Below are 26,526 nucleotides of genomic sequence, written 5' to 3'. Positions count from 1 at the left end.
GACACATTTTTACTATATAAAAAAAATAGACCATTAAATTTGTCTATTTTTTTCAATTTATAATTTCAATTTTATTTATCACTAGGAATGATGTGAACATGGGTGTGAAAAACTACTTGTTTTGCTTCTGGTTCGTTATTTACAATTAATTGGAATCCCTTGACATTAAGTTTTTTAATTTGTTCTAAAGCAAGCTCTCTTGATTTTGTCATTAAATAAATAAAATCATCTTCTTTAATTGAAATTAAATTTCTAGAATAGTTTTTAGGGATAACTAAAAAGTGCCCTTTTCGAACTGGTTTAATATCTAAAAAAGCAATTACTTTATCATCTTCATACAAAATATCTGCAGGAAGTTCTCTGTTAATTATTTTCAAAAATAATTTATCCACTATTTTTTACCATCCTTAGAGTTATTTGCATTATCTGTTTTTTGATTTAAAACTTCGTCTTTATATGAAATTTTAAATCCTAGATCTTCATAAAAACTTTTTACATCATTATATAAAGAAGTAGAATCTGCTAAATATAATGAATATGCTAATTTTTGTTTTTGTTCATCTGAATTTCAAGGGGTATTATTTAATGAAAAATAAACTTTTTTAGTAGTTTTATCATTTTCATTTTTTACAACTTCTTCATCATATAATGGAACTATTTTATTAAAATATGTGGCTGAAACTTTAGTTGAATCTTCATTTAATACAGGAATTTCTGATAAAAATTGTTCATTTAAATCTTGACCATTTTCTGCAATTGTTGGTGTGTATTTAACTGATTGAGCATTTGTTCAATCGACATTAACTCAATAATAGTAATTTGATTTATTATTTCCATTTGCTAGCGACATTTTAACTAAAACATCAACCATTTTCTCTTGATTTGTTTCTGAAGGTAAAATTCTTTCTATTGTGTAAGTTACATTAGAGTGCGAATTTGCTTCTTTAATTTCTAAATCATCTTTAGATAATTGAAACTTGTTTTTATTTTTATCAAAAGAATCTTTTAAAGTTAAAGCCAAAATTTTTTTATCTTTCCAGTTTTCTGAAGAAGATAAATCATCTGATGAATAAATTAACCTTGTTTTTTCATCAACAAAACCGCTTTCAATTTTTGCCTGTTTTTTTAATGCATCAACATTGTAGTTAAAATCACCTTTAACATTTGAACCTTGATTATACAAAATTCCTTTATATGCATATAAATCTTTTACATTTAAAGAATCATTAACACCTAATAACTCAAAATCTTTGATTTGAGCAGTTAAATCAGAATTTAATTCTTGTTTATTAATTAAAGAATTAAATGATGTAGCATCTTTAATTTTTAACAATTTTACTACTGTTAAATAATTTGCATCGCTAGTTTCATATTTCCATATTTGTCCCGGTTGCTTTTCTAATAATAAAACTTTTAGAAAAAAATCTTTGCTTTCTGGATTTATATTTTGATAGATTGTTTTTTTGTTGTAATTTGTATTAGAATCGGCAATAGAATCTTTAAATCTTTTAGAATCTTTAATCTCTTTAGTATCTAAATTAATTAAAAAGTTTGAGACTAAAAGCATTTTATCAACTGTTGCTTTAATTCCTGAATAAGGATTTTTATAAAGTATTTTAAAAGATTGTTCACCAAATTCTTGCTTAGGTCCAATATCTGATTTTAAAACATTAATTTCTTCGCCAGTTAGTTGATTTTTAGAAGTTAAATCTGAAAATAATTTAACAGTAAATGAAGGATTTTTTCTAATTTCTTGCTTTTGATAAAAATCAAATGCCTCTTTTGCTTTTTTATAAAATTCGCCTTGATTGTTATCAATTTCAAATGTTAATGACTGTGAAGTAATTTTAAATACTTTTTGTATTAAAATATTTTCAACATATTTAGATTCAATAAACGATTTAACTTCTTGAGATTTTAAAAAATCATCTTCTTTTATTTTTTCTGAACTATTAACAGAATAATTGTTTGAACAAGAAATTGCCACTGGCAAGGTAAAAGAACTAATTATTAAAGAAGATAGTATTAATTTTTTATTTTTGATTTTTTTCATTTTTCCTCCTTATTTTTTAATTCCATAATGTTTTTGTAAAGCTTCGAAAATTGTTTCTATATCAGATTTTGTTTCTTTATTGACAATTACTCATTGATTTAATGAATCACTAAATTTATAGTCGGCATTTAAATTATTTTTTCTAACTGTTTCTAAATATGGTTCAACTTTTTTATTTATTTCTAATATTTTATTTAATGAATATGAATTAACTGCATTATCAATATTTTTATTTAATGTGTTTAAATATTCATCTTTAGCTTCTTGTGTTGCATTTGCTTGATTTTCTTCTAGAAGTTTATTTTTAAACTTATCATTTGTTAATAATTCTTTCAATACAAACTGATCTTCTTTTAATTGATCAAATAATTGTGAAACTTGTAATCTCGATTTAAATGATGAATCATTTTGATTATTAGCATTTAACTGCAATTCTTTTTTCAATATATTTTGCAACTTATCAAAAGTGTTGATTTCATTTTTTGTGACTATATTTAAACCTTTTGATGAATAAACAACAAAATTATTTTCACTTAATTTGTAAATTGTACTAATTTTATATGAATTAGGTTGTCCGTTTGTTGATGTTTCGCCAAATGTTTCTTTAAATGCATCACCAACTAAATTTAAATCCCCATCACTTAATTTATCAATAAATTCAGAAAGTTTTCTGTTTAATTCTGTTATTTCAGAAAGTGATTTATTAGCTAATGAACTGCTTTCTGGTAATAAAATTTCATTACCATTTTTAAAAATTTTCTCTTTTATTTTTGTAAATAAAGTTTGTGAAAAAATGTTATTCGCTTCTTTTGCGCTATAAACGTCGTTTACAAATGCAAGTGCATAAGATGCATCTTCGCCGCTAAAAATTTGCGATAAGTTTCTTAACCCTTTTTGTCCTAAAAATTGTGCATTACTTTTATTCACTGAAGAATTAATAGAATCTAAAAGGATTTTATCATTAACATTTTGATTTTTATCATCTGAAGATGCTCCTTTGAAATTTTCAATTAACTCTAAATGTGTTTTAACAGTTTTAGTAGTATTATTTTCATTTAATTCAGTTACTGAATATTTTAAAAGTTCTTTTAAATCGTTTTTAGCAATTTTTCAAAATGACTGAGCATTTGTTTGATTTTGTGTTGCATTAATTGTTAATTGTGAAATGTCGTAAAAATAAAACTGGTCTTTTAAAATTGCATTTTCGGAAAAGTAAAATTTATTAACAACATTATTTGCATTCATATATTCTTTAACGTAGGATTTTGTTAAAAAAGCAGAAACACGATAATCTTCAGCGATTTTTGCTAATTCTTTAGGAGTTTTTTGTGCATTTTCTTTTTTGTCAATATTAGGTAAAAAAGCATTTGTAGCACTATTACCTTTATCTGATGAATCATCTAAAATGATTATATCTTTAAATAATCTTTCGCCTTTAGCAAACACTATATTTCCATTTTTATCTTTTACATCTTCCGATAATACACGATTTTTAACATCTTTTGCTAAAAATGCTGTTGAAAATTCAGGAGTAAATCTTGATAAAGCTTTTGCTTGAATTGTTGTATATGTTAAATGTTCTACCGCTTTTTCAAAAGTTGTTGCTCCACCAAATTGAGCATTTGTAGTTAAAAATTTATTAAATTCCGATTCTCAATTTTCATAACCGTAGTTTTTTTGATATTGTCTTCTTTGATCTTCTAATTTATTTTTTTGTTCATTTTGAACTTCTTCATAACTTTTAAAATTTGGATTAAAAATTGAATTTGAGCTAGTTTTACCTTCAACATACGATTTATCTCAAGCTTCTTTAAATAATTTTGAAGCTTCGTATTCCTCTTGATATAAATATTTTACAAGTGTTTTTTTAGCTTCTTCCATTTTTTCCTTATTTAAAACTGAAGGAACTTTAACACTATCTAAAAGTTCTTTCATTGTAAGATCAACATCCTTACCATCAGGTGACGAAAAAGAAACTAATAAGCTATTATCATCTCTTTTATCAATTACAACTTTTTTAACATTTGCAAAACCAATTGGAACTCCTATTGCAATTGCAGATAAAGAAACAAAACCTAAACCAAAAAGCGAATATCTAATAGTTTTAGCCTTTTTAATTTGTTCAGGTGTTTTATTTGTGTCTTTTTTCTTACTTTTATTTTTAGAATTCATTCTAGCAATTTTTTTAAATATGTTTTCTTTTGACATTATTACCTCATTTAATTTGAAATATTAATTTTTAATTAATAATATAAAAATTTTACCAAATTATCAATTTTAAATTAGTAAAAAAATAATATAGTTTTTTTTACAGCAAAAATGCTTTATCATATATAGATCATTTTTAGTTTTTATTTTGCTATTAAAACTATTAATTTATAATAGAATTTAATAAAATTATTATCAAAAAATTAAAAGGAGATTTTGGGGGTTAAATGTATAAAAAATTTTCCGAAGGAATGATAGAAGTGATTACAGGTCCTATGTTTTCGGGTAAAAGCGAAGAATTATTAAAAAGAATAAGAATTCTTGAGTATGCAAATATTAAAACTTTAGTTATTAAACCAAATTTTGATACTCGTTTTTCAGAAAATGAAATTATTTCCAGATCAGGTGCTAAAATTTCGACTCATAGTGTTTCTAGTGCTGATGAAATACGAGAATTATTTAAAAAGAAAAATTATAAGGCTGTTGCTATTGATGAGGTTCATTTTTTTAACAAGGATGTTTTAACTTTAATAAACGAACTGGCTGATGACGGTATTAGAGTAATTGTTAGTGGATTGGACTTAGATTATTTAAGAAGACCTTTTGGGATTATGCCTTATCTTCTATCTATGGCTGAAACTATTACAAAATTACAAGCAGTTTGCGTTAGATGTAAAAATGCAGCTTCAACTAGTTTTAGAAAAGTTAATAGTCGAAATTTAAAAATGTTAGGCGATATTGAAGAGTACGAAGCTAGATGCCGTTCTTGTCATATAAAAGGAGAATTTACTAAAATGCAAGAAGTGACTAAAATGGAAGAAGCGAAAAAGAATGTTGATTAAAAAAGTTGATCTTAAAAACAAAAGATCATCTTTTTTTTTTTTTTTTTAAATTTTTAACATTATTTTATATCCAAATATGTTTTTATAATATCTTCTAAATAACCGTTGCTAGCCATATAAAAATTCATTAAATCTATGTATTTAAAAACTTTATTAAGTTGACTTTTAAATTCGTTATTTCAACATAAACCATCTGAAATTAAAATAAATTCGATATTATTTTGTTTTAAATCATTTTTTCTATTTATATAACTATCAACAATTTCTTCTGGCTTAGAACCAGAAGAAAAGAAATAATTAACTTCAATATTAATAATTTTATTATTTTTTATTAAAATAAAATCTGCTTTTCTATTTAAAATATCTTCATTTATACTAAACTTTAAGTTATTTAATTCTTTAAATTTTTTTGTTTTTTTATAAAAATATCATATTTTTTGCAAATGGATTCAATAACATTTGAACAAAGTGATTCAAAATTTATACCGCTTCTATTTTTTCTTCCATTTGTGTCCAACCCCACAAGAACTCCTATAACATAATCTAAAACACTAGAATTTATAAAGTTCATAAATAAATTTTTTAGACCCATTTTTTTGAAAAAAATTAAGTATTTGCTAATTTGTTTTTCTGTTAAAGTGGAATTTTCTAAATTTTCTGAAAAGTAAAATTCATCATCTGAATTAATTAATTTAAATTTTTTTGATTTTTTTACCAATTCATCCCTTTCTTTTTTCCCAAGCGCAAAAAGTAAGGGAAAAGTTTTTACAATTGATGGTTTATTTTTTAATAAAATTGAAAATTGATTATCAAAATCGTCATTTTTTATTAATATATTTAACCATTCTAATTCTTGTTTGAATTCATTATAATAATCAATGTTATTTCAGTTGATATAAAAATCATAATCTCGATTCGTTTCTAAAAGAGTATGGATAAAAAGTTTTAATTTTTCATCTTGCTTTAAATTGTTCATATTTTTCCTTATTTTAAATAATTTGTAATAATAACTTCTTGTCCATACCTATTATTAGCATCAGAATTAACCATTCTTTTGACATTTATTATTTCAATTTTATAATCTTTATATAATTCATTTATAAATGGTGTATTATGATTAGTTAACATAACATAACAACCTTTTTCATCTAATTGTTTAAACAAATTAAATAATCTAATATGATCATCTACACCAAATCCATTTTCAGTATAAGAATTGAAGGATGTTTTTGTCAATGGAGCATAAGGGCTATCAAAAAAAATAAAATCATCTTTCGTTGCATCCACTAACGCTTTTTCAAAATCTAAATTTAAAATTTTAACTTTTTTTAAAAAATAACCAATATTTTTAATATTATCTTCTGAAAAAGAATTCACTTTTGCCTTATTATTGAAAGGCACATTGAATAAACCCTTTGAATTAACACGATAAATTCCGTTGAAACATCTTTTATTTAAATATATAAAAAGCGCAGCGGCTTCAACATCATTAGTATTATTAATTATTTTAAGATTAAATTCTTTTCGTCGTTGAAAATATAAATTTTTATCACAAACTTCATTATCTCATTTTTTTAGTAACATTAACAATTTTTTATGGTCGGTTTTTATTTTTTTATATGCATTAATTAAATGTGAATTAATATCATTAATAATAGCAACTTCGGGCATTATTTCAAAAAGTAGTGCTCCCCCTCCTACAAATGGCTCATAATATTTATTAAATTTTTTAGGCATTCGCTTTTTTATTTCATTTAGTATTTGAGTTTTTCCACCAACTCATTTTACAAAAGGACTAATTTTTTTACTCATCATTCTCCTTAATTTAATAAATAAATTATATAAAAAACAGTAAAAAAACATAAAAAGTATCAACTTTTTATGTTATAAAAACTTTGTTTTAATTTTATTAATTTATTGAATTTTTAAAGCATTTTCAATATCTGAATATTTTAAATTGTCGATATTTGTTTTTGTTTCAACTATATATGTTTTCATTACGACTCTTACAAAAGGATATTTAGATTTAATTATAAAATTGGAATAAGGCATTCTTATAGTTTCATCATCATTGTAAGGATCAGGAGCTGATGAAATATCTATTATTGAAACATTTGAATGACTTAAATTTTTATAATATTTATCAAGATCAAATTTTGTTTCTTTAATGTCATTAATTATTTCAATGCTGTTATTTTCAAAATTAAAATTATTTTTAATATTTAATTTAGCTTCATTAATAAAATACGGTGTGTTTGAATTTAATGTATAAAATGTTTCAATTTCATTATTTTTGCTATTTTGTATTACTTCTTTTTTTGCAACTAAAAAATTAAATAAATTTATCGCTATATATTTTCTTTCATTATTAATTGGGTGATCTTCAAGTTGCTTAATATTTATAAAATTGACACTTTCTTGAAAAAAATTATGCTTTTCTCGTAAATTTTGATATTCCATTTCCTTATTTAATTTTTCTAAATTATCTTTATAACGATTTTCTAGTTCTTCGCGTAATTTTTTTCTTAGTTCTGGATTGTGATAAGTCATTTGCTCACTTCTGTTTAATTCTTTTCAATCTTCTTTAAACGTTTCAGGAAACATTGAATGTTTGACTTTTACATTGTTAAAAAATGAAAATATTTTACCGTTATCTAAAATAGTTCATTTCTTTGAATCTGATTTAAAATCATAAACAATGACAATGTCGTCGAAATTAGTTTTTTTAAACTTTCAGGATTCAACTTCACCGCCCATTGAAAATAAATTTTCTAAATTTAAATTTTCTTTTAATTTAATAGTATTTTGTGCTGACTGACTTTCAATTTTAGAACAAGAATCTAGCGGAATTATAGATAATGTTGTGGCACAATTAAGGCAATTTTTAATAATTTATTCATAAGGGATGTATTCCTCCTGAGTAATTTTGTCTGTGTCTAAAATAAAATATAGTAAATATAATGAATATTTTTTACTTTAATATTTATTTATTAAAATTAAATAAGTTATTCGATAACTGGTCCGTAAGGATACCTTCCTAATAAATGAAATAAATCAGATATTTTTCTAGCATCATCTAGTGGTAATGCATAACTTTTCATTATAACTTTAACAAATGGGTGTTTTGATTTTTCTATATGATTAGGATTAATTTCAATTATTTTTTATCAATATCCTTATCATAAACAACATTCATTATGGAAATATTAGAATCTTTTGAGTTATTAAAATGAATATTAGGATCTAATGTATCATATTTTACATTTCCATTTTCAATTTTTACTCCTCCTCATTCAGTTTGGAAAAATCTTGAAATTTTCAGTTCTGGATTATTAATTCAATATTTAGTGTCAGGAGATTTAAAAGAGTAAAATACTTCCGTTTCTTTCGTGTTTTTATCTGTTTCTTCTCATTTTTTAGCTACAAAAACACTATAAAGATTAATTAACATATAACGTTTATTATCATTTTTTATAATATTTGGTTTTATAATATGATAATTTATAAAAATTATATCTTCTTGTCTAAAAATACCTCTTTTTCATAAACTATCATAATCCATTTTCTCATTTATATTTCCCATTTCTTTTAATGCCATTTCGTCTTTATCTTCTATGTATCAAGGAATACTTCTAAAAGTTTTGTGATATATATATTCTCGTATTAAATCATAAGGTGAATGAAAGTAAAAATTCTTTAATTGTCCTCAGTTTAATTCATAAGGGAGAAGAAATTCTTTAGAAAACAAGATTTTTCAGCATCTTTTTTAAACAAATCAAATAAATTATTTGTATTCATTTTTTCTTTTAATTTAATTGCATTTAATTCAGCATTTTTTTCTCTTGTATTACAAGAAACTAACGAAATTACTGGCAAAGAGGCAGAACATATAGTGAACATTTTTATTTTTTTATTCATATGGTATATATTCCTCTTGTGTTATTTCGTTTGTATCTAAAATGTAGTATAACCCCTTTTCAATTACTTTTTCAGTAAAATAAGAATATTTTTTTTCCTTTTGGAAATGAATTTTATATTTCATCGGAATTGACGGCTCGTATGAACCAATTTTTTTAGTGGCATTTTCATAAATTTTTAAGTGAGTTGATCATTCAATTCCGCCATACCCTGTTAACCGAGTTAATTCATACATTTTTTTAGATGAAAGAGCAGTATAATTTTCTAAAATTACATTAAAAGGACTAATATATTTTTTTGCTTCTTCATCATTTATAAAATATTTAGAAATACTATTTGGATTCTCAAGAGGCAATGATTCATGAACAACTGCTAAATTAGAAAATACAAATAAATATTTTCTTTTTGTTCTATTCATATATCCTGAATCAAACTTATATCCGTCTACTAAATCTTTTTTTTCTATTTTTCGAACTTTATTTATATAAAATTTTAGTCTGTCTCAAGAAATTTTTCCATAGCCATATTGATCAGCGTTTTTTTCCTCTTCAGAAGATAATTTAAAACTAGCTAAAAGTGCCGCTTTTAGTTCTGCTACTTTATATTCTTTATTATTTAACTTTGAAATAAGAGCTGATAATGTTAAAACAACAGGGGCGGAAAAACTAGTGCCCGACCATTTATAAATGCTAGGATCATCAAATGATGTTTTTGTAGAAAAATATTGATCATTTAATAAAAGAGTTTCTTTGCTAAATTTATCTGGAGCTACTCCTAGTGGAGAATTTCTTCAATTTAGCATATTTCCTTCAGAAAAATTTTCAATTTTACCATCATTCATATTGTAAGCACCGATAATAAAAGTATTTTTAGATTTTTTTATTTTTGCTTGTTTTAAAAATAGTTTGTCATCGTTTGTTATGAGTTTTGATTTTTCTAGTATCGAATTTAAAATTGCTTTAATATTAAAATTAATACTTTTATTATCTAAAAAATAATTTTCAATAATTGAGATCATTTTTTTGTTCATTTCTTTTATTTTAGGAAACTCTATTTTTGAATTTCCTACAGAAATAAAAAATTTCATATCTTCTTTATAAGCATATTCGTCCAAAAGAGCAGCTTGTTCTTCGTAATCTAATTTCCAGTTTAATTCAATTGCATTTTTTAAATTATCATTATATTTTTTTAAATCTTCAAAATTTATATTTTTGTTAGAAATTTGGTGAGATACTTTATAAAAAAACTTTGTTCATTCTTCAAAATTAGCAAAACCATAACTCATATTTATAAATTTAACATTGTTGTTTTTAAAAAACTCCAAGTTTCTTCTAAGAATTTCCAAATCACTTTCGTCTCCATTTTCATTATAAGTTGTAGAATAAAAAACGGCATTTTTAAATATTCCAGAATCAGAACCTATAATAGAGGCAATTTCTGTTGCGTGTTTATTATCTTTTCATGCATCTTCGAAAGTTTTTTTTATTTCAGTGTTTTCTTGCTGATTATAAATAACATTATTTTTATTTAATCTATTAGGATTATTTTTTAAATAGTATTTCTGTTTTAGATCAATTTCCGATATTGTATTATTATTAAATTTAAGGAAATTAGAATCAACTAACCCTCCGTCTATTATTCCTATTTTAATGGGTTCATAGATAAATTCATTATTTTTTATATTTAAATGATCTCAAAGTTTTTTGTGTATAAAATTATATTTATCTACATTTCTTACAATTTTAGTTGAATTGTTGTTATAAGAATAAGAAATTCCCACAGTAGGCAAAGCAACTAAGGGCAAAGTTATTGCTATTTTTTTAAATATTTTTTTCAATTTCATTTATACCTCCTTTATATTTTAATTATAACTCAATAAATAAAAGAAAAATGTAATAAAAAACAAAAAAATAAACATCATTTTAAAATGCTTATTTTTTTGTTTTTAATGTTATTTTTTAAATAAGTTATTCGTTTGCCACATAATTAGGTTCCCTTCCCAATAAATGAAATAAATCTGATATTTTTCTAGCATCATCTAGTGGTAATGCATAACTTTTCATTATAACTTTAACAAATGGGTGTTTTGATTTTTCTATATGATTAGGATTAATTTCAATTATTTTTTATCAATATCCTTATCATAAACAACATTCATTATGGAAATATTAGAATCTTTTGAGTTATTAAAATGAATATTAGGATCTAATGTATCATATTTTACATTTCCATTTTCAATTTTTACTCCTCCTCATTCAGTTTGGAAAAATCTTGAAATTTTCAGTTCTGGATTATTAATTCAATATTTAGTGTCAGGAGATTTAAAAGAGTAAAATACTTCCGTTTCTTTCGTGTTTTTATCTGTTTCTTCTCATTTTTTAGCTACAAAAACACTATAAAGATTAATTAACATATAACGTTTATTATCATTTTTTATAATATTTGGTTTTATAATATGATAATTTATAAAAATTATATCTTCTTGTCTAAAAACACCTCTTTTTCTTAAACTATCATAATCCATTTTTTCATTTATATTTCCCATTTCTTTTAATGTCATTTCGTCTTTATCTTCTATGTTTCAAGGAATACTTCTAAAAGTTTTGTGATATATATATTCTCGTATTAAATCATAAGGTGGATGAAAGTAAAAATCATTTAATTGACCTCGGTTTAATTCATAAGGCAGAAGAGAAACTTCAGAAAACAAGATTTTTTTAGCATCTTTTTTAAACAAATCAAATAAATTATTTGTATTCATTTTTTCTTTTAATTTAATTGCATTTAATTCAGCATTTTTTTCTCTCGTATTACAAGAAACTAACGAAATTGCAGATAAAGAAATTAAAGGCAAAGTTATCATCATTTTTTTCAATTTCATTTACATCTCCTTTATATTTTAATTATAACTCAATAAATAAAAGAAAATTGTAATAAAAAAACAAAAAAATAAACATCATTATAAAATTGTTTATTTTTTTGTTTTTAATAATATAAACTAATTAACAAGTAAAATAACTTAAAATTAACTTTTATTGTTTTTTATCGCATCTTTTAAATTAGAAAAGAGTGCAATAATTGTCATTGGTCCAACACCGCCGGGAACAGGTGAAATGGCAAAAACTTTTTTTGAAACTTGTTCAAAATCAACATCACCAGTTATTTTATTATTTGATAAAGTGTTAATCCCCACATCTACTATAATTGAATTTAATTTTACATTTTCAGCTTTTACTAGATGTTTTTCGCCAGCAGCAACAATTAAAATATCAGCATCTTCACAACCTAATATACCAGTTTTTTTATTAAAACTTTTTGTTATAGAACCTAGTTTATTTAAAAGATATTTAGTTGGTTTTCCCACTAAATTCGATTCACCAATAACATATGCTTTTTTATTTTTTAAATCAATATTATAAAAATTTAAAAGCATAATAATACCTCTAGCAGTTGCTGGTGCAAATGCTAATTGATTTTGATAAAAATTTTTTTGATTTATTTCTGAAAGTCCGTCTATATCTTTTTGCAACGGAACAAAATTTAAAACCGATTGAGTATTAATGTGTTTAGGAAGTGGTAATTGAACTATTAATCCATCGCTTGTATCTGCTTCGTTTTTAATAATCATTTTCAGTTTTTCTTCTGAAATAAATTCATCTAATTTAATTAATATGCCATGAACATTTAATTCTTGAGCTTTTTTTAATTTATTTTTTACATACTTATTTGAAGCTTGATTATCGCCAACTTGGATAATTTTAAAAATTGCTTGTTTTTTTAATGAAGTGAAAAATTTTTTAAGATCTTCAAAAATAACTCTCGAAGCTTCTTTTCCACTTAAAATTAAAGGTTTATTCATTTACTTACTTTCTATTTTTTCTTGATATAATTTTAGTTTTTCTTGATAATTTTTTAATTTTTCTTGCTCAATAATAATTTTTTCTTTTGGTGCTTTTTCCATAAATTTAGGATTATTTAAAATATTTTCAGCTCTTTTAATTTCAAATTTAATAAAATCAATTTCTTTTAAAATTCTTTCTTTTTCTTTTGCTAAATAATCTTTTGATAAATTAATATAAATTTCAAATTTATTAGTTTTTAGTAGTGAAACTGAATTTTTTACTATTTTGGAATTACACATTTTATTAATACTATTTATAAAATCTGAATCAAAATCAAAATCCTTGATTCAATATTCGATAATTTCTTTTTTCGAAATATTGTGCTTTTCTCGATATTGTCTTAAATTTGTAACAATTTCAATTAAATCATCAACATGAGAAATGTTTTTAAATTTTTTAATTTTTATTTCATCATTATCCAATAATTCTTTATTAAACATTTTTTCATATAAATAATCTGTTAAAAATGGCATAAAAGGATGTAAAATTACAAAAAGTTTTTCAAGCAATTCCAGAGCATTTTTCTTATTTGGCTGAGTTTTTGTAAACTCAATGTATCAAGAGGATAAATGTTCATATATAAATTTATGAATTTCTTTATAAATTAAAGTAAAATCATATTTTTTCATATATTTATCGATATTTTTATTTAATTCATATAATTTATTTCAAATTCACTTATCTTTATCTGATAAAAGGTTATTATCATCATTTAAATCATTAATATATTTAACAATATTTCATAATTTATTATTAATTGATCAAGCAGCATCTAATTTTTCTTCGCTAAATCTAATATCCTGTCCCGGTGTTGAATTAAAAATAAGCGCCTCTCTTAAAACATCAGAACCGTATTTTTCTATAACTTCCATCGGATCAATTCCGTTACCTAATGATTTAGACATTTTTTTACCATCTTTGTCTCTTATTAGACCGTGAAGTAAAACTTGATCAAATGGTTTTTTATTTAAATTTTCTAAACTGAAAAAATACATTCTAGCAACTCAAAAGAAAATAATATCTCAACCAGTTACTAAAAGTGAAGTTGGAAAATATTTTCTCAGTTTTTCTTCACTTTGCGGTCAACCTAAAAATGCAAAAGGAGCTAATCCGGAAGAAAATCATGTGTCTAATACATCTTCATCTTGTACTCAATTTTCTCCTGGACTATCAATTTGAACTTTCATTTGCCCATCTTTATATCAAGCGGGAATTCTATGGCCTCATCACAACTGTCTAGAAATGGTTCAATCATAAACATTTTCCATTCATTTTTTAATAATGTTAACAAATCTAGAAGGTAAAAATTTTATACCGTCTTTTGTTTTAAGATGATCTAAAACTTTTTTTGCCAGTGTTTCCATTTTAACAAACCATTGATTTGACATCATTATTTCAACAACTTCACCACTTCTTTCTGAATAACCAACATTTGAAGTTATTTGTTCAACTTTAACGATAAAATTTTCTTTTAAAAGTTTTTTATACATTAATTCTCTTGCTTCAAAGCGATCTAAATTTTCAAATTCTAAAGCGAGTGAATTCATTTTTCCATCTAAATTTATACATTCATTGATTTTTAAATTATGCTTTTTGATAATATCAATATCTGCAGTAGCATGTGCTGAAACTTTCATTACTCCGCTTCCAAATTTTTTATCAATATAATCATCACTAATAATTGGAATTCTTTTTTTAGTAAATGGATGAATTACATATTTACCCACAATATTTTTATATCTTTTATCCTCAGGATTAACAGCTAAAGCAACATCAGAAGCAATCGTTTCGATTCTGGTAGTTGCAACTGTTAAAAATTTATCACTATTTTCAATAAAATATTTAATGTAATACATTTTTTGAATAGTGGGTTTATTAATAACTTCAATATTTGATAGAGCAGTTCTTTGTTTTGGATCTCAATTTATCGCCTTAAAGTCTTTGTAAATCAAACCCTTATTGTAAAAATCTATAAAAACTTTTAAAACTGCTTCATTTGCCTCTTTATCTAAAGTAAATCTTTCGTTGGAATAATCTAAAGCTAGACCTAAAGTATTTCATTGCTTTTTGATAACTTGATAATATTCGTCTTTTCAATTTCAAACTTGATTTAAAAATTTTTCTCTTCCCAAATCATAACGTGAAATATTTTGTTTATTTAATCTCTCTTCTACTTTAATTTGGGTGGCAATTCCAGCATGATCAACAGCTGGTAAAAATAATACATCATAACCTTTTAGTTTTTTATAACGAATAACAACATCTTGGATAAATCCATCTCATGCATGACCTAAATGAAGTTTTCCAGTAACATTTGGCGGTGGTAAAACAATTGTAAAAGGTTTTTTACGATTATCGTGAGTAGAAAAAAAACCTTTTTTTATTCATTTATCATTTCTATTTTTCTCAATTTCTATGTGACTATAAATGGATTTCATTATTTCTCCTTACTTTTTGAGCTTAAATCTATTATAACAGTATCTTCAATATCTAAAACATCATTTTTTTCTAAAACAAATTCATCTTGATTTTCTTTACTTTCATCAATTAATTTTAACATTGCAACATCGTTTTCAGATGTATAAACTAGTGAATTATTAATTTTATAACTTTTGCGGGAGTTATAAATTTCTTCATAGTCCATTAAACTTATTTTTTCCAAAATTTCCAAATGAAATTTTTTATCTTCCATAAATTTTTTAGCATACTCTGTTTCGAAAATTAAATTTCTATTATTTAATGCTTGTTCAATTATTTTTCCCTTTTCGATGAAAATATAATTATTTACAGAACTTTTAAAATATTTATCACTAAAAATTAATAAAGTTGTTTTTTCATCTTTATATTTAATCATTTCATCTATATAAGAATGATCGAAAATTGTTCTTCTTAGATCGACTATAACAACATCAGGACTATATAATTTTAATTTAGCAATATCAATTTTTATTCTATCTTTTAAAGAAAGTTGGGAATACGGAATTCATAATTTATCACTATTCATATTAATTGATTCTAAAAATGCAAAAAGTTCGTTTTTAATAATAACTTTTTGAATTAAAGAATTTTCATCAAAATCTTTAGTATAAACAAAAGAAAGAGGGTGATAAATTTCAAATGCGTGAAAATCTAAATTTTTTACTTCCTCTATTTTTTTCTTTATTTCTGCGGGAATTTTATTAAGTTTTTGCTTATTTTTTTGCAATAGTGAAAATAAATGGCGATCAATTTTCATTGATTGAAGAACTCTTTTTATTATTTGTTGTTCTAATTTTTTATTATTTTGAACATTAATTGTAATACTGTCAGTTAAACTGCTGTTGCTTTGATTAATTTCCCAAAAATAATCCGCTTTTTTTTCTAATAAATCGTTTTCTTTAATATTTTTTGCAGATTTATCAATTTCTTTTGAACCTAAAACTTTTATTTTTTTATTTTTTTCTAATTCTCGATATAAATTATTAATTTTTTCTTTTGTTTCTTCAATTTTCATCTGATTCATCTCTTTAATTCTTCTTAAAGAATATCTTTTTTCTTTTGATGAATCAATCTTTTTTAAAGATTCATTTCAATGAATCTTTTTACCTCTTTTAAAATCGAAAAAAACTTCATTATAATAACTAATTTCAAAATCTTGAATTGTTTTATATAAACCTTTTAAATTTTTGTCATCTATATATTTAAAATGTTTACGATTTTTTTTAAACAATTTATAAGTTTCTGTTTTAACTCAATAATTGATTTTAGCTTTATTGATATCATCAATTTTTTTAGTTTTTCTTGCTAATTTCAATTCTTTTCTAGAACGAATGATTTTTAATTTCAATGCCTTTATTAATAACTTATAAAATCCATTAGAAAAATTGCCATATTTTAAAAAATCTAATTCCTTTTTTATTTCCGCATTAATATCAAAAAGTATTTTACCTTTTTTATCATTTTCAATGTTAAATTCTGATGTGTTGGCAAAATTAAACACTTCTTTTTCCACTTTTTTATAATCGGTTTTTAAATTTTGTAATTTTCCTTCATGATTTCTATATTTTCTTTGAAAATCCAAATAAGAATTATATTTTTTAACCTCATAATATGAAATGGTACTTAAACTTTTATTAAGCATTGCTATTCTTTTATCCAAATAGTTATTTAAAATTTGAAAATCAATTTTTTTGCCCTTTTGTGTAAAAATTTCTTTCTCATCAATAGAATTTAAAAATTCATCATAAATTTTAATTTGTTTTAAAAATAATGAAGAAGTGAATTTTTCTTCATTTTCTTTAATATAAAATTCATATTCTTCACTTATCTCTTTTCAATCTTTACGAAAATCTTGAATGAGTTTGAAATTATGTTCATTTGTTTCTAAAGAATATTTCATTACTTCAAAAAGCGGTTTATCAAAATAATGATTTTTTCTATTGTCAGAAAATATGGATAAAACTTTTTCATTTACAAAAAAATCAGAACTCTTTCTTTTTAAAAAAGAGTTTCCGATTTTAATTACTCCTGAATATTTTTTATTTTTAAAAACTAATAAATCCCTAAATGAATAAGGCAGAGATGAATCGGAAGAAAAAATAATTATACTTTCACCTCTTTTTATTTCTAAATTTACATTTCTTAATTTATCTTTAAACGAAACATCAATTAAAGATAAAATATTCATTTCTTTTTCCATAAATCACCTTAATAACTGTTTTTAGTTTTATTTTTAACTATTGGAATAATTATTAAACTTGTTAAATAAATAACAAATAAATTTACTCAAATTTTAACAGGAGAAACAATAAAATGTGAAATTAAAGCGATTTCAAAAGTTGGAAAAGTTCCTGATTGAACATCGCCTAAAGATAAAATAGAACTACTAATAGGTTCTAAAATTGCCGAAAAAACAATAATAGGAACCATAGTAGAAAAACGATCTTTAGATTTGAAAAATTTTAAAAATCTAGCGATTGTAATAAATATTAACATTGAACTAGTTCCTGAAAGCATTAATATCAAAAATGATGTTTTATTTTTAATAAACTTAGAATTTTCAAATGCAGAATCAGGAGCTGCATAAATAATGCTTATTATAATAGTCATTATTAAAATTAATAAAATTCAACAAGATAATAACATCAAATTATAAAGTCTTGTTTCAAGACTTTTTTTATTTAATCTATTAATTTTTTTACTTATTTTTTGAATTTTTTGACTAATTTTAACTTTTTCATTAGAATCAGAAATTGACAATGTAGTTAATTTTAAATTTAAAGCTGTTAGTTTAGTTAAGTTAAAATTAACTTTTTCTTCATATTTTTTTTGTAAATACTCCTCATTAAATCTTTTTTTAATAATGTCAAAAAATAGCCATGAAACCATTCCGGGAATTATTCCGGTTATTGCTAATGAAATTGTATAATAAACTGAATAAGTAGAAGGTGCAAATTGTAAACTGATTAAATCCGATAAAAATCCTGTTAAAAATCCAACAATTGGTCCAAATATAAATCCAGTTATTTTTATCGGTAAACCAATAATGGAAAACCTAATATTTGGCAAAATTGCTAAAGGAAAAAGCCTAATGCCTAATAAAAGCATTATTGTAGATATTGACATAAAAACAGCAACAAATGCTATAGTTCTACTATTTCACCTTTTCATAATTAATTAAATTTTACATTATTCTTTTAAATTCAATAAAAAAAGTTAAAAATTTATTATAAATAATAAAAGTTTAAAATTAAAACCTAGTTAATTAACTTATATATTAAATTAAAAATAGACTCACAATTAGCAAGTCTATTTTTAATTTAATATATTTATTTTTTATTTTTTGAAAAGAATTTTTTTATTTTATCTAATAAAGTAGGCTTTTCAAAATTCTTTTTAATTTCTTTTTTCCTAATTTGACTTAAATTAGAAAATGCTATTTCCTTGGCTTCGTCTATATCTTTAACTTCTTGGTTTTCCAGAACTTGTTTAATTTCATTTTCAACAATAACTTGCGGATCAATAGTTCCGTATTTTTTAGGTTTAAATTTAATAAGAGCTCAATAAACAACAGGTAGAAAGATAGCACCTGAAAATCAATTTCCAACCATTGCTGATAATAAATTGGGTAAAAGTGCTTTTCCTGTTCAATTTAGCGATGAATATTCAGGAAGTTTGTGTCTTGAATTAATTTCAATCATTTCATTTAATGTAGTTGTAAATTCATAATAACTATTATTATTTACTGGATTTTCTGCCTTCATTTCAGCCACTCTTTCTGCTGAAATTAACCCTTCATGTATCCATTCTTGAAAATCCGCATCATTAGCAAATGTTGTATATTCAGTATTTTGAAATAATCAACCGAAAGCAAATAAAATTCCATTTGCTACAACATGCTGAAATCCTGCAATTGCAAAAACTCAAATAAAGAAAAACATAATTAATATTTTTCCTGATGTTGAATTTGTTGCCAAACAAGCTCAAACTGTTCCGGCAACTAAAATATTACATAAAAGCGCCGATGCAAAAACTTCAGTTCATGTATAAGATATTTTTTTTGAAATTATAAATTCCAAAACTCTTAATTGATCGTCTTTAAAAGCGTGTGACAATTTTAATAAAATTGCAACAAATAATCCCCCTAAAAAATTACCTACTAAAACTCAAAATAAATTTCTTAAAACTTTAGTAGCTCGAGCCTTTTTGGTCATAACAGCTAAACTTTGTAGCGAATCGGATGTAAATAATGAACCACCTAAGATGGTTATCATAATTATCCCTACAGGGAACACCATAGCAGCTAAAAATAAAGCATTTCCAGCGAGATAAAAATGCCCATTTGTTTCTACTTGATCCGCACCAAATCAACCTAAAACATAAATATATCCAATATATCCAATCCCAACATAAATAGATGCCATCATTCCCATTAATAGATGTTTTCACCAGACTAATTTTGTTTTCTGGTATCCATAATCAATAGCATTAGAAAAATTACTCTTATAATCCTGCATTTTTTCTCCGTTTATATTTTATTTATTATAATACAAAATGTGGTATTATATATATAAAAGTTAAAAATATAGAATTTTTATTCTATGTGAAAGGAAAATAATGAAAAAAGATATTCATCCAAGTTACCAAACTGTAAAAGCTGTTTGTTCTACTTGCTCAACTGAATTTACTTTCGGTTCAACAGTATCAAAAGTTTCAGTTGACGTTTGTTCAGGTTGTCATTCATTTTTCACTGGTGATAGATCTAAAGCAAGAGCAACAGGAAGAATTGAAAGATTTAACAGAATGGCTTCTTTTGCTAAAAATGCTAAAAAATAAATATAGTAAAATTAGTAAAACATTGATCAATAAATAAAAAATAATTCCTTTAATATTTGGGAATTATTTTTTATTTCAATTTTTAAAATCTAAATTTTGCCTTTTATTTACATTTTCGTTCCTAAATTTTAACTAAAATATAGTAAAATAAATAAATATGAAAGAAAATAAAATTCCAATTAATCAAATTATTTTAGATGATAACATAAATTTTATGAAATCACTTCCTGATGAATGTATTGATTTAATTTTTGCCGATCCTCCATATAATATGAACTTGCAAAAAGAATTATTAAGACCTAACGGCTTAAAATTTGAAGGAGTAAATGATGAGTGAGATAAATTTAATTCTTTAGAGCATTATAAAGAAGAAAGTTTAAAATGAATTAAAGAATGCTTAAGGATTTTGAAAAAAAATGGATCATTTTGAATTATCGGTTCTTATCAAAACATTCATATAATTGGTAATATTTTACAAAATTTAAATGCTTGAATAATTGGTGAAATTATTTGAGAAAAAACTAACCCCGTTCCTAATTTTGGGGGAACAAGGTTTGTTAATGATCATGAAACACTTTTATGAGTGGTAAAAAATAAAAATTCTTCATTTACATTTAATTATAAAACAATGAAATTTTTAAATAAAGGCAAACAAATGAAGTCAATTTGAAATTTTGCTATTTGCTCAGGAAAAGAAAGATTAAAAGATGAAAATGGCAAAAAAATTCATAGCACCCAAAAACCACTACAATTATTAGAAAGAATTATTTTAGCATCTAGTAAATATAATGATTTAGTTTTTGATCCATTTATAGGAACAGCCACAACAGCTCATGCTGCTAAAAAATGAGGAAGAAATTATTTGGGTGTTGAGTTGTTTGAAAGATATTATAATGCCTCAATTGAAAGACTAAAAAATGTTGAAGAAAATATGGAAGATGATAATGTAAAATTTGCATCTTTTGACAAAAAACAAGAAAAAGTCACTTTTAAAGATTTAATAGATGCCAATTTAATAAATGTTGAAGAAAATATTTATATTCAAAATTTAAAATTAAAATTTAATATTGATGGAACAATTACTTATTTAAATGAAAAATATAGCCCCAATGCTTTATGCAAAAAAATTTTTAATAAACCTACTAATGCATGAGAAGTTATAAAAATAAATAATCAAAAAATATCAGAAATAAGGAAAAAATACAGAGATAAAAATTAATCTTTGTATTTTTTTATTATTTCCATTATTCACTTATTATTTTTTAACTCGTCATTTAAAATTTTAATATTTTTCTTTGTATTTAATCAATTATCAATTATATTTAAATGTTTAAATAATTCATCTCCGTAAAATACATTAAACGAATTAAAATTTTCTTTATATTTATCATATTCATTTATATAAAAAGAATAATTTTTTCTTTCCGTTTCATCAATAAAATAAATTAAACTATGGATTTTATAAGATGAAAATTTGGACTTTATTTTTTTACTTTTGGATAGCAAATTAGAAATTTGTCCAATTCTTTTGGTACTATCATGATTATCTCTAACCTTTACTTCAGCAATATATAAATCGTTATTTAAAGAAAAAAGAAGATCAATATTTTTATATTCGTTATTTTCATTAAGCAAATTAAAATTATTTTCTTTTAAAAATTCCTTTATTACTTGCTCAAAAAAATTACCATATTTAATATTTGCTATTTGAACTATTGAACCATAAAATTTTATTTCATTTTCAATCGGGATTGTATAAATAGAATTTTTTACTTCGCTTTTTTTAATTGTATAAAAAATTCTTTCGCCTATATTTGAAAAATTTTTTTCAAATATTTTTTTGATTTTTTCAAGTGTCATAAAACAATTATATTTTAAAATTTTAAAAATTATTTCTTTTTATGATATCATTTACCTAGTAAAATGCATAGAGAAACACTGAGTTGAGAAACTATGAAGTGTGCCAACCTGTATTTTAATATATAAGGTGGTTATCAAGGAATATTAATAAATATTCAACATGTATTATTTTTATTTATGCATTTTAAAATAAATAAAAAAGGAGAAAGATGCATAAAATTTTATTTACTAGCGAAAGCGTCGGAAAAGGTCATCCAGATAAAATATGTGATCAAATTAGTGATGCTGTACTTGATGCTATTTTAAAAAAAGATCCAGATGCCAGAGTTGCTTGCGAGGTTATGGCTTCTAATAGACTAATTATTATTGGTGGTGAAATTACTACAAAATCGTATGTTGATGTAGTTAAAGTTGCATGAAAAATAGTTAAAATTTTAGGTTATACAGAAAATGATTTTACAATTGTTTCTAATGTCAATAAACAAAGCCCTGATATTAATCAAGGTGTTGATCAACAAAACGGACAAATTGGTGCGGGCGATCAAGGAATTATGTTCGGCTATGCTACAAATGAGACACCAGAGTTTATGCCACTACCAATAACTTTAGCTCATCAATTAGTAAAAAGAGCAGAGCAATTAAGAATAAGCGGGAAATTTAAATGAGCAAAAAGTGATATGAAAAGCCAAGTAACGATAGATTATAGTAATAAAAATAATCCAAAAATCGATACAATTTTAATGTCTGTTCAACATAGTTTTAATTATGATGAAAAAAAATTTAAATCTTTTATTAAAAAAGAAATAATGAATTTTGTTTCTGACAAATATAATTTAAATAATGACTATAAAATTTTAATCAACCCAACAGGTCAATTTACAATCGGAGGACCTGTTGGTGATACCGGTTTAACAGGAAGAAAAATTATTGTAGATACATACGGCGGTAGTGCTCATCATGGTGGTGGTGCTTTTAGCGGGAAAGATTATACTAAAGTTGATAGAAGTGCTGCTTATGCAGCGAGATGAGTTGCTAAAAATATTGTTGCCGCTAATTTAGCTGATAAAATAGAAATTCAACTTTCTTATGCTATCGGAATTGCAAAACCCATTTCAGTTTTTGTAAATAGTTTTAATACTGCAAAAGTTCCGGAAGATAAAATACTGGAAATAATTAACAAAATTTTTGATTTAAGTCCTAAAGGAATTATTGATAATCTGAATTTGAAAAAACCAATTTATCAACAAACTTCAGTATATGGTCATTTTGGAAGAAGTGATTTGGACTTACCATGAGAAAAATTAAATAAAGTTGAAGAAATAAAAAGATTGATAAATAAATAAGTTTAAACTTTTTATGAAATTTAATAAAAAAATGACTGACATAAAATTATCAGTCATTTTTTTACTTTATTATAAAAGAAGTTTTTTTATAAAAATTAATACATCAATTTTAAATTACTTTTTTTCTTTATATTTTTTAATATCATCTTCGTGGAAAGATTTTAACATTTTAATATCTTCTTTAATTTCCTTAATATCCTGGTTGTGTTCTGTTAAAACAACCTTAATTTCTTTAATATCTTGACTGTGTTGTGCTTGAACTGCTTTAATTTCCTCGATGTCATTACTATGCTTTTGCAAAATTCTACTGTGCTCTGCTAGAACGACTTTTATCTCTTTGATATCCGCAGAATTTTCATTAGTTTGTTTTTGCACATCCAAAAGCACATTTTGCATATTAAGAACTAAATTATATAAAGATTTAAGTGTGATTTTTTTCTCGTTAGTTTCTTGCATTTTCAATTTTTCTCCTTCCATTATAATTCTACACTTTTTTTCATCTTTAAAATCGATTTTACATTGATGTTTTTCATATTGCTTAATTATTTTTGTTGCTTTTTTTAATGAAACTAAATTTTTATTATTATTCATATAAACCTCCACATATATATGTCGGTTTTTTGCTGTTTTCATTAAAAAATGGAAAAATTTAGGAAAAACAGGCGATTTTTCCTAAAAAAATGACCATTAAATACTAAAAAAGGAAACTAAATTATTTTACAAAAATTATATTTAATTATTTAAAAAGATTTATAATATTAATATTGAAAGGAAAAAATATATGTTAAATTTTTTAGAAAAACATTTAAATGAAAATATAATTTTAGAAGCTGTATTTAAAGGCGATAATTTACCTGAATATACAGTTGAAAAAAATTTTTATATTACTGAATTTTTAAATAATAAAAAAGCGGTAATTTATTTAGGGGAAAAAGATAAATTTAAAAAAGAAAGTTTAAACTCCTTAATTGATGTATTAATATCTTTATCAAGAACTTATGAATTGAATTTATCCTCTTTTTTAGTTAATGATATTACTGCAACATTTTTTGTAAATAAATTAGTTGAAAAATATGAATTTAAAAATGCAAAATTATATAATGTAAAAACAGACAAAAAAGAAGAAGAAAATAATTTATTTGTAGTTTATAACAATTTAAAAGAATTAGATTCTGAAATTAAAAAAGTTAAAGTATTAGCTGATGCAGTTAATTTTGCTAGAAATTTACAAGTAACTCCGCCGAATGTATGTAATTCAGAATGATTAGCTGAAGAAGTAAAAAAAGAAGTGGGAAAAGATAGTAATTTAAAAGTTAATGTTTTAACCAAAAAAGAAATTGAAAAACTAAATATGGGATTATTACTTTCTGTAAATAAAGGATCGATGTATGAACCTAGATTAGTTTCAATTGAATACATTGGAAATCCAAATTCAAAAGAAAAAACTGTATTTGTTGGAAAAGGAATAACTTTTGATTCTGGTGGATACAACATCAAAACCGGAAGATATATGGTGGGAATGAAATTTGACATGTCTGGTGCGGCAATTGTTGCATCAGCACTAAAAGCTATTTCACAATTAAATCCTAAAGCAAATGTTGGTGCCGTTTTAGCAATTACCGATAATAGAGTAAATGGTGATGCAAATTTACCTGATGCTGTTTGAAAATCAATGAATGGAAAAACAGTAGAAATTAACAACACCGATGCTGAAGGAAGATTAGTATTGGCAGATGGAATGACATATGCAATTAGAAATCTAAATGCAACAAGAGTAATTACCGTCGCAACATTAACTGGTGCAATTTTAGTTGCTTTAGGTCAAACATACACAGGAGCTTTTTCTACTTCGGATAATTTATGAAAAGAAATTGAAGTAGCAGCGAAAGAAACTGATGAATTAGTATGAAGATTACCACTACATGATGATTTTGCTAAATTTATTAAAAAATCAGTTGTAGCTGATTTAAAAAATACAGATTTTACCGGTAATGGTGGTTCTATTTCTGCAGCTATGTTTTTAAAAGAATTTGCTGAAAATGCTGAATTTGCTCATTTAGATATAGCAGGAACTGCTGAAATAAGTGACAAACCAATGGGTGTAATGGTCAAAACATTAGTTCAATTAGCCTTAAACAAAAAATAATTTCAAGTTAAATGAATCTAAATAATAATAGGTTCATTTTTTATTTAATCTATTTTAGTTATAAAAAATATATGCCATCTTAGTGACATATATTTTTTATAATGAATTAATAAACATTTTTTTCTTCATGCGAGAAAACAAAATAGGAAGGATGAACAACATACCGACTTGCAATTTTTTTACCTAATTCATTATATGATCAAGCATAAACGATTGGTACAAATTCTAAATTTCATGGATTTTCAATTTTTTCATTTGTTAATTTATATGCAATTTTCTTTATAGCATCTGTTTTTTTAAGTAAATATTCTCAAATTGAAAATGTTTCATTTTCTAATAATGGAATTTCATATTCTTCAGAAACATAATGGTCAGCTACCATTATAACTTCATTTTTATCATTATAATATTGTTTTTTATAATAATTGATTTTATCTCCGAAAATAACCCCATAATCTTTCATTCATTTAATTTCGTCATTAATATCAATTTTTTCCATTGTAGAATATTTATAATCAATTAAAGAAGAATAAGATTTTGCTAATCCGCTAAAATTTTCTGAAACATATCTTCCTAGTTTATCAATAGTATAAATCGCATTCATCCCCTCTAGTTGTTGATATGCATTGATTGCAGTAATTCTTGAAACATCGAATTTTTGCATTAAAAAATGTTCTGATGGCATTATCTGATTTTTTTTATATTCACCACTTGCAATGACTTTTAAAAGATAATGTATTATTTTCATTTTTTTAGTACGTAATATTCTTTTTTTATCTTTCATAATTTAATTATATTAAAAAAATAGTTTTTCTATTGTTAAAATGTTTTTTGTTTAATAAATTAAATAAAAATTCCTTTATAAAACTATTTTTTAATATAAAGTTATGTATTTTTATTTTTATAAAATATTTATTTAAATAAATAAAAAATGAATATC

Annotated in this window: 24 protein-coding genes; 5 read left to right on the top strand and 19 right to left on the bottom strand. The window is 23.5% G+C overall.

Annotated features, from left to right (window positions below):
• Positions 1-71 precede the first annotated feature (71 nt).
• The 3 genes from hinT to QEG99_RS00665 are packed head-to-tail and all read right to left on the bottom strand — an operon-like array spanning position 72 to position 4,261.
• On the bottom strand, positions 72-395 hold the full coding sequence (hinT, locus tag QEG99_RS00675; protein WP_280102356.1) for a histidine triad protein HinT: 324 nt from the start codon (positions 393-395) through the stop codon (positions 72-74).
• Positions 392-2,053 carry a HinT-interacting membrane complex lipoprotein P60 gene (locus QEG99_RS00670; RefSeq protein ID WP_280102092.1) on the bottom strand — a complete coding sequence of 554 codons (1,662 nt, stop codon included), beginning with the start codon at positions 2,051-2,053 and terminating at the stop codon, positions 392-394. The genes hinT and QEG99_RS00670 overlap by 4 nt, the downstream gene beginning before the upstream one ends.
• 9 nt (positions 2,054-2,062) lie before the next feature.
• Positions 2,063-4,261 carry a HinT-interacting membrane complex protein P80 gene (locus QEG99_RS00665; protein ID WP_280102091.1) on the bottom strand — a complete coding sequence of 733 codons (2,199 nt, stop codon included), beginning with the start codon at positions 4,259-4,261 and terminating at the stop codon, positions 2,063-2,065.
• Positions 4,262-4,488: 227 nt separating this feature from the next.
• On the opposite strand from QEG99_RS00665, the gene QEG99_RS00660 reads away from it, so the two are divergent.
• Positions 4,489-5,103 carry a thymidine kinase gene (locus tag QEG99_RS00660; RefSeq protein ID WP_280102090.1) on the top strand — a complete coding sequence of 205 codons (615 nt, stop codon included), beginning with the start codon at positions 4,489-4,491 and terminating at the stop codon, positions 5,101-5,103.
• A gap of 59 nt (positions 5,104-5,162) precedes the next feature.
• Here QEG99_RS00660 and QEG99_RS00655 read toward each other — a convergent pair whose 3' ends face one another.
• From QEG99_RS00655 to QEG99_RS00595, 13 genes are all read right to left on the bottom strand, one after another.
• Positions 5,163-5,546, bottom strand: coding sequence for a DpnII family type II restriction endonuclease (locus tag QEG99_RS00655; protein ID WP_280102089.1), 384 nt, complete (start codon positions 5,544-5,546; stop codon positions 5,163-5,165).
• Positions 5,495-6,079, bottom strand: coding sequence for a DpnII family type II restriction endonuclease (locus tag QEG99_RS00650; protein ID WP_280102088.1), 585 nt, complete (start codon positions 6,077-6,079; stop codon positions 5,495-5,497). Before QEG99_RS00650 ends, QEG99_RS00655 begins: the two co-directional genes overlap by 52 nt.
• 8 nt (positions 6,080-6,087) lie before the next feature.
• On the bottom strand, positions 6,088-6,915 hold the full coding sequence (locus QEG99_RS00645; RefSeq protein ID WP_280102087.1) for a DNA adenine methylase: 828 nt from the start codon (positions 6,913-6,915) through the stop codon (positions 6,088-6,090).
• Positions 6,916-7,017: 102 nt separating this feature from the next.
• A complete protein-coding gene (locus tag QEG99_RS00640; RefSeq protein WP_280102086.1) occupies positions 7,018-7,860 on the bottom strand; it encodes a hypothetical protein in 843 nt (280 codons plus the stop codon).
• A 400-nt stretch (positions 7,861-8,260) separates the two neighbouring features.
• On the bottom strand, positions 8,261-8,701 hold the full coding sequence (locus QEG99_RS00635) for a hypothetical protein (protein WP_280102085.1): 441 nt from the start codon (positions 8,699-8,701) through the stop codon (positions 8,261-8,263).
• A gap of 113 nt (positions 8,702-8,814) precedes the next feature.
• Positions 8,815-9,021, bottom strand: coding sequence for a hypothetical protein (locus tag QEG99_RS00630; RefSeq protein WP_280102084.1), 207 nt, complete (start codon positions 9,019-9,021; stop codon positions 8,815-8,817).
• A complete protein-coding gene (locus QEG99_RS00625; RefSeq protein ID WP_280102083.1) occupies positions 9,014-10,864 on the bottom strand; it encodes a S8 family serine peptidase in 1,851 nt (616 codons plus the stop codon). The genes QEG99_RS00630 and QEG99_RS00625 overlap by 8 nt, the downstream gene beginning before the upstream one ends.
• A 276-nt stretch (positions 10,865-11,140) precedes the next feature.
• A complete protein-coding gene (locus tag QEG99_RS00620; protein WP_280102082.1) occupies positions 11,141-11,902 on the bottom strand; it encodes a hypothetical protein in 762 nt (253 codons plus the stop codon).
• A 144-nt stretch (positions 11,903-12,046) separates the two neighbouring features.
• Positions 12,047-12,880, bottom strand: coding sequence for a bifunctional 5,10-methylenetetrahydrofolate dehydrogenase/5,10-methenyltetrahydrofolate cyclohydrolase (locus QEG99_RS00615; RefSeq protein WP_280102081.1), 834 nt, complete (start codon positions 12,878-12,880; stop codon positions 12,047-12,049).
• Positions 12,881-15,361, bottom strand: coding sequence for a valine--tRNA ligase (locus QEG99_RS00610; RefSeq protein WP_280102080.1), 2,481 nt, complete (start codon positions 15,359-15,361; stop codon positions 12,881-12,883). It abuts the gene before it with no gap.
• Complete coding sequence (locus QEG99_RS00605; protein WP_280102079.1) at positions 15,361-17,601, bottom strand: hypothetical protein; 2,241 nt, start codon at positions 17,599-17,601, stop codon at positions 15,361-15,363. Before QEG99_RS00605 ends, QEG99_RS00610 begins: the two co-directional genes overlap by 1 nt.
• Before the next feature lie 8 nt (positions 17,602-17,609).
• On the bottom strand, positions 17,610-18,572 hold the full coding sequence (locus QEG99_RS00600) for a substrate-specific component FolT of folate ECF transporter (protein ID WP_280102078.1): 963 nt from the start codon (positions 18,570-18,572) through the stop codon (positions 17,610-17,612).
• A 158-nt stretch (positions 18,573-18,730) separates the two neighbouring features.
• Positions 18,731-19,918 (bottom strand): formate/nitrite transporter family protein, encoded by a 1,188-nt coding sequence (locus QEG99_RS00595; protein ID WP_280102077.1) that lies wholly within the window; start codon positions 19,916-19,918, stop codon positions 18,731-18,733.
• A 100-nt stretch (positions 19,919-20,018) separates the two neighbouring features.
• Between QEG99_RS00595 and rpmE the strand changes: the two genes are divergently transcribed.
• Positions 20,019-20,237, top strand: coding sequence for a 50S ribosomal protein L31 (gene rpmE / locus QEG99_RS00590; protein ID WP_280102076.1), 219 nt, complete (start codon positions 20,019-20,021; stop codon positions 20,235-20,237).
• Positions 20,238-20,394: 157 nt separating this feature from the next.
• Entirely contained in the window at positions 20,395-21,456 is a 1,062-nt protein-coding gene (locus QEG99_RS00585; protein WP_280102075.1) for a site-specific DNA-methyltransferase, read from the top strand.
• Here QEG99_RS00585 and QEG99_RS00580 read toward each other — a convergent pair.
• A complete protein-coding gene (locus QEG99_RS00580) occupies positions 21,453-22,097 on the bottom strand; it encodes a TdeIII family type II restriction endonuclease (protein WP_280102074.1) in 645 nt (214 codons plus the stop codon). The genes QEG99_RS00585 and QEG99_RS00580 overlap by 4 nt on opposite strands.
• A 209-nt stretch (positions 22,098-22,306) precedes the next feature.
• Between QEG99_RS00580 and metK the strand changes: the two genes are divergently transcribed.
• A complete protein-coding gene (gene metK, locus QEG99_RS00575) occupies positions 22,307-23,440 on the top strand; it encodes a methionine adenosyltransferase (RefSeq protein WP_280102073.1) in 1,134 nt (377 codons plus the stop codon).
• Between the two features lie 114 nt (positions 23,441-23,554).
• On the opposite strand, the gene QEG99_RS00570 is transcribed toward metK, so the two are convergent.
• Positions 23,555-24,031, bottom strand: a complete 477-nt coding sequence (locus QEG99_RS00570) for a hypothetical protein (RefSeq protein WP_280102072.1) — start codon at positions 24,029-24,031, stop codon at positions 23,555-23,557.
• A 190-nt stretch (positions 24,032-24,221) separates the two neighbouring features.
• Between QEG99_RS00570 and QEG99_RS00565 the strand changes: the two genes are divergently transcribed.
• Positions 24,222-25,586, top strand: a complete 1,365-nt coding sequence (locus tag QEG99_RS00565; protein WP_280102071.1) for a M17 family metallopeptidase — start codon at positions 24,222-24,224, stop codon at positions 25,584-25,586.
• A 106-nt stretch (positions 25,587-25,692) separates the two neighbouring features.
• Here QEG99_RS00565 and QEG99_RS00560 read toward each other — a convergent pair whose 3' ends face one another.
• Positions 25,693-26,370: a GntR family transcriptional regulator gene (locus QEG99_RS00560; RefSeq protein WP_280102070.1), complete on the bottom strand. Its 678-nt coding sequence runs from the start codon at positions 26,368-26,370 to the stop codon at positions 25,693-25,695.
• Positions 26,371-26,526 lie beyond the last annotated feature (156 nt).

Source organism: Mesomycoplasma lagogenitalium, assembly GCF_029854295.1.
Classification (GTDB): Bacteria; Bacillota_I; Bacilli_A; order Mycoplasmatales; family Metamycoplasmataceae; genus Mesomycoplasma_A; species Mesomycoplasma_A lagogenitalium.
This window is presented reverse-complemented; position numbering and strand designations above follow the sequence as displayed.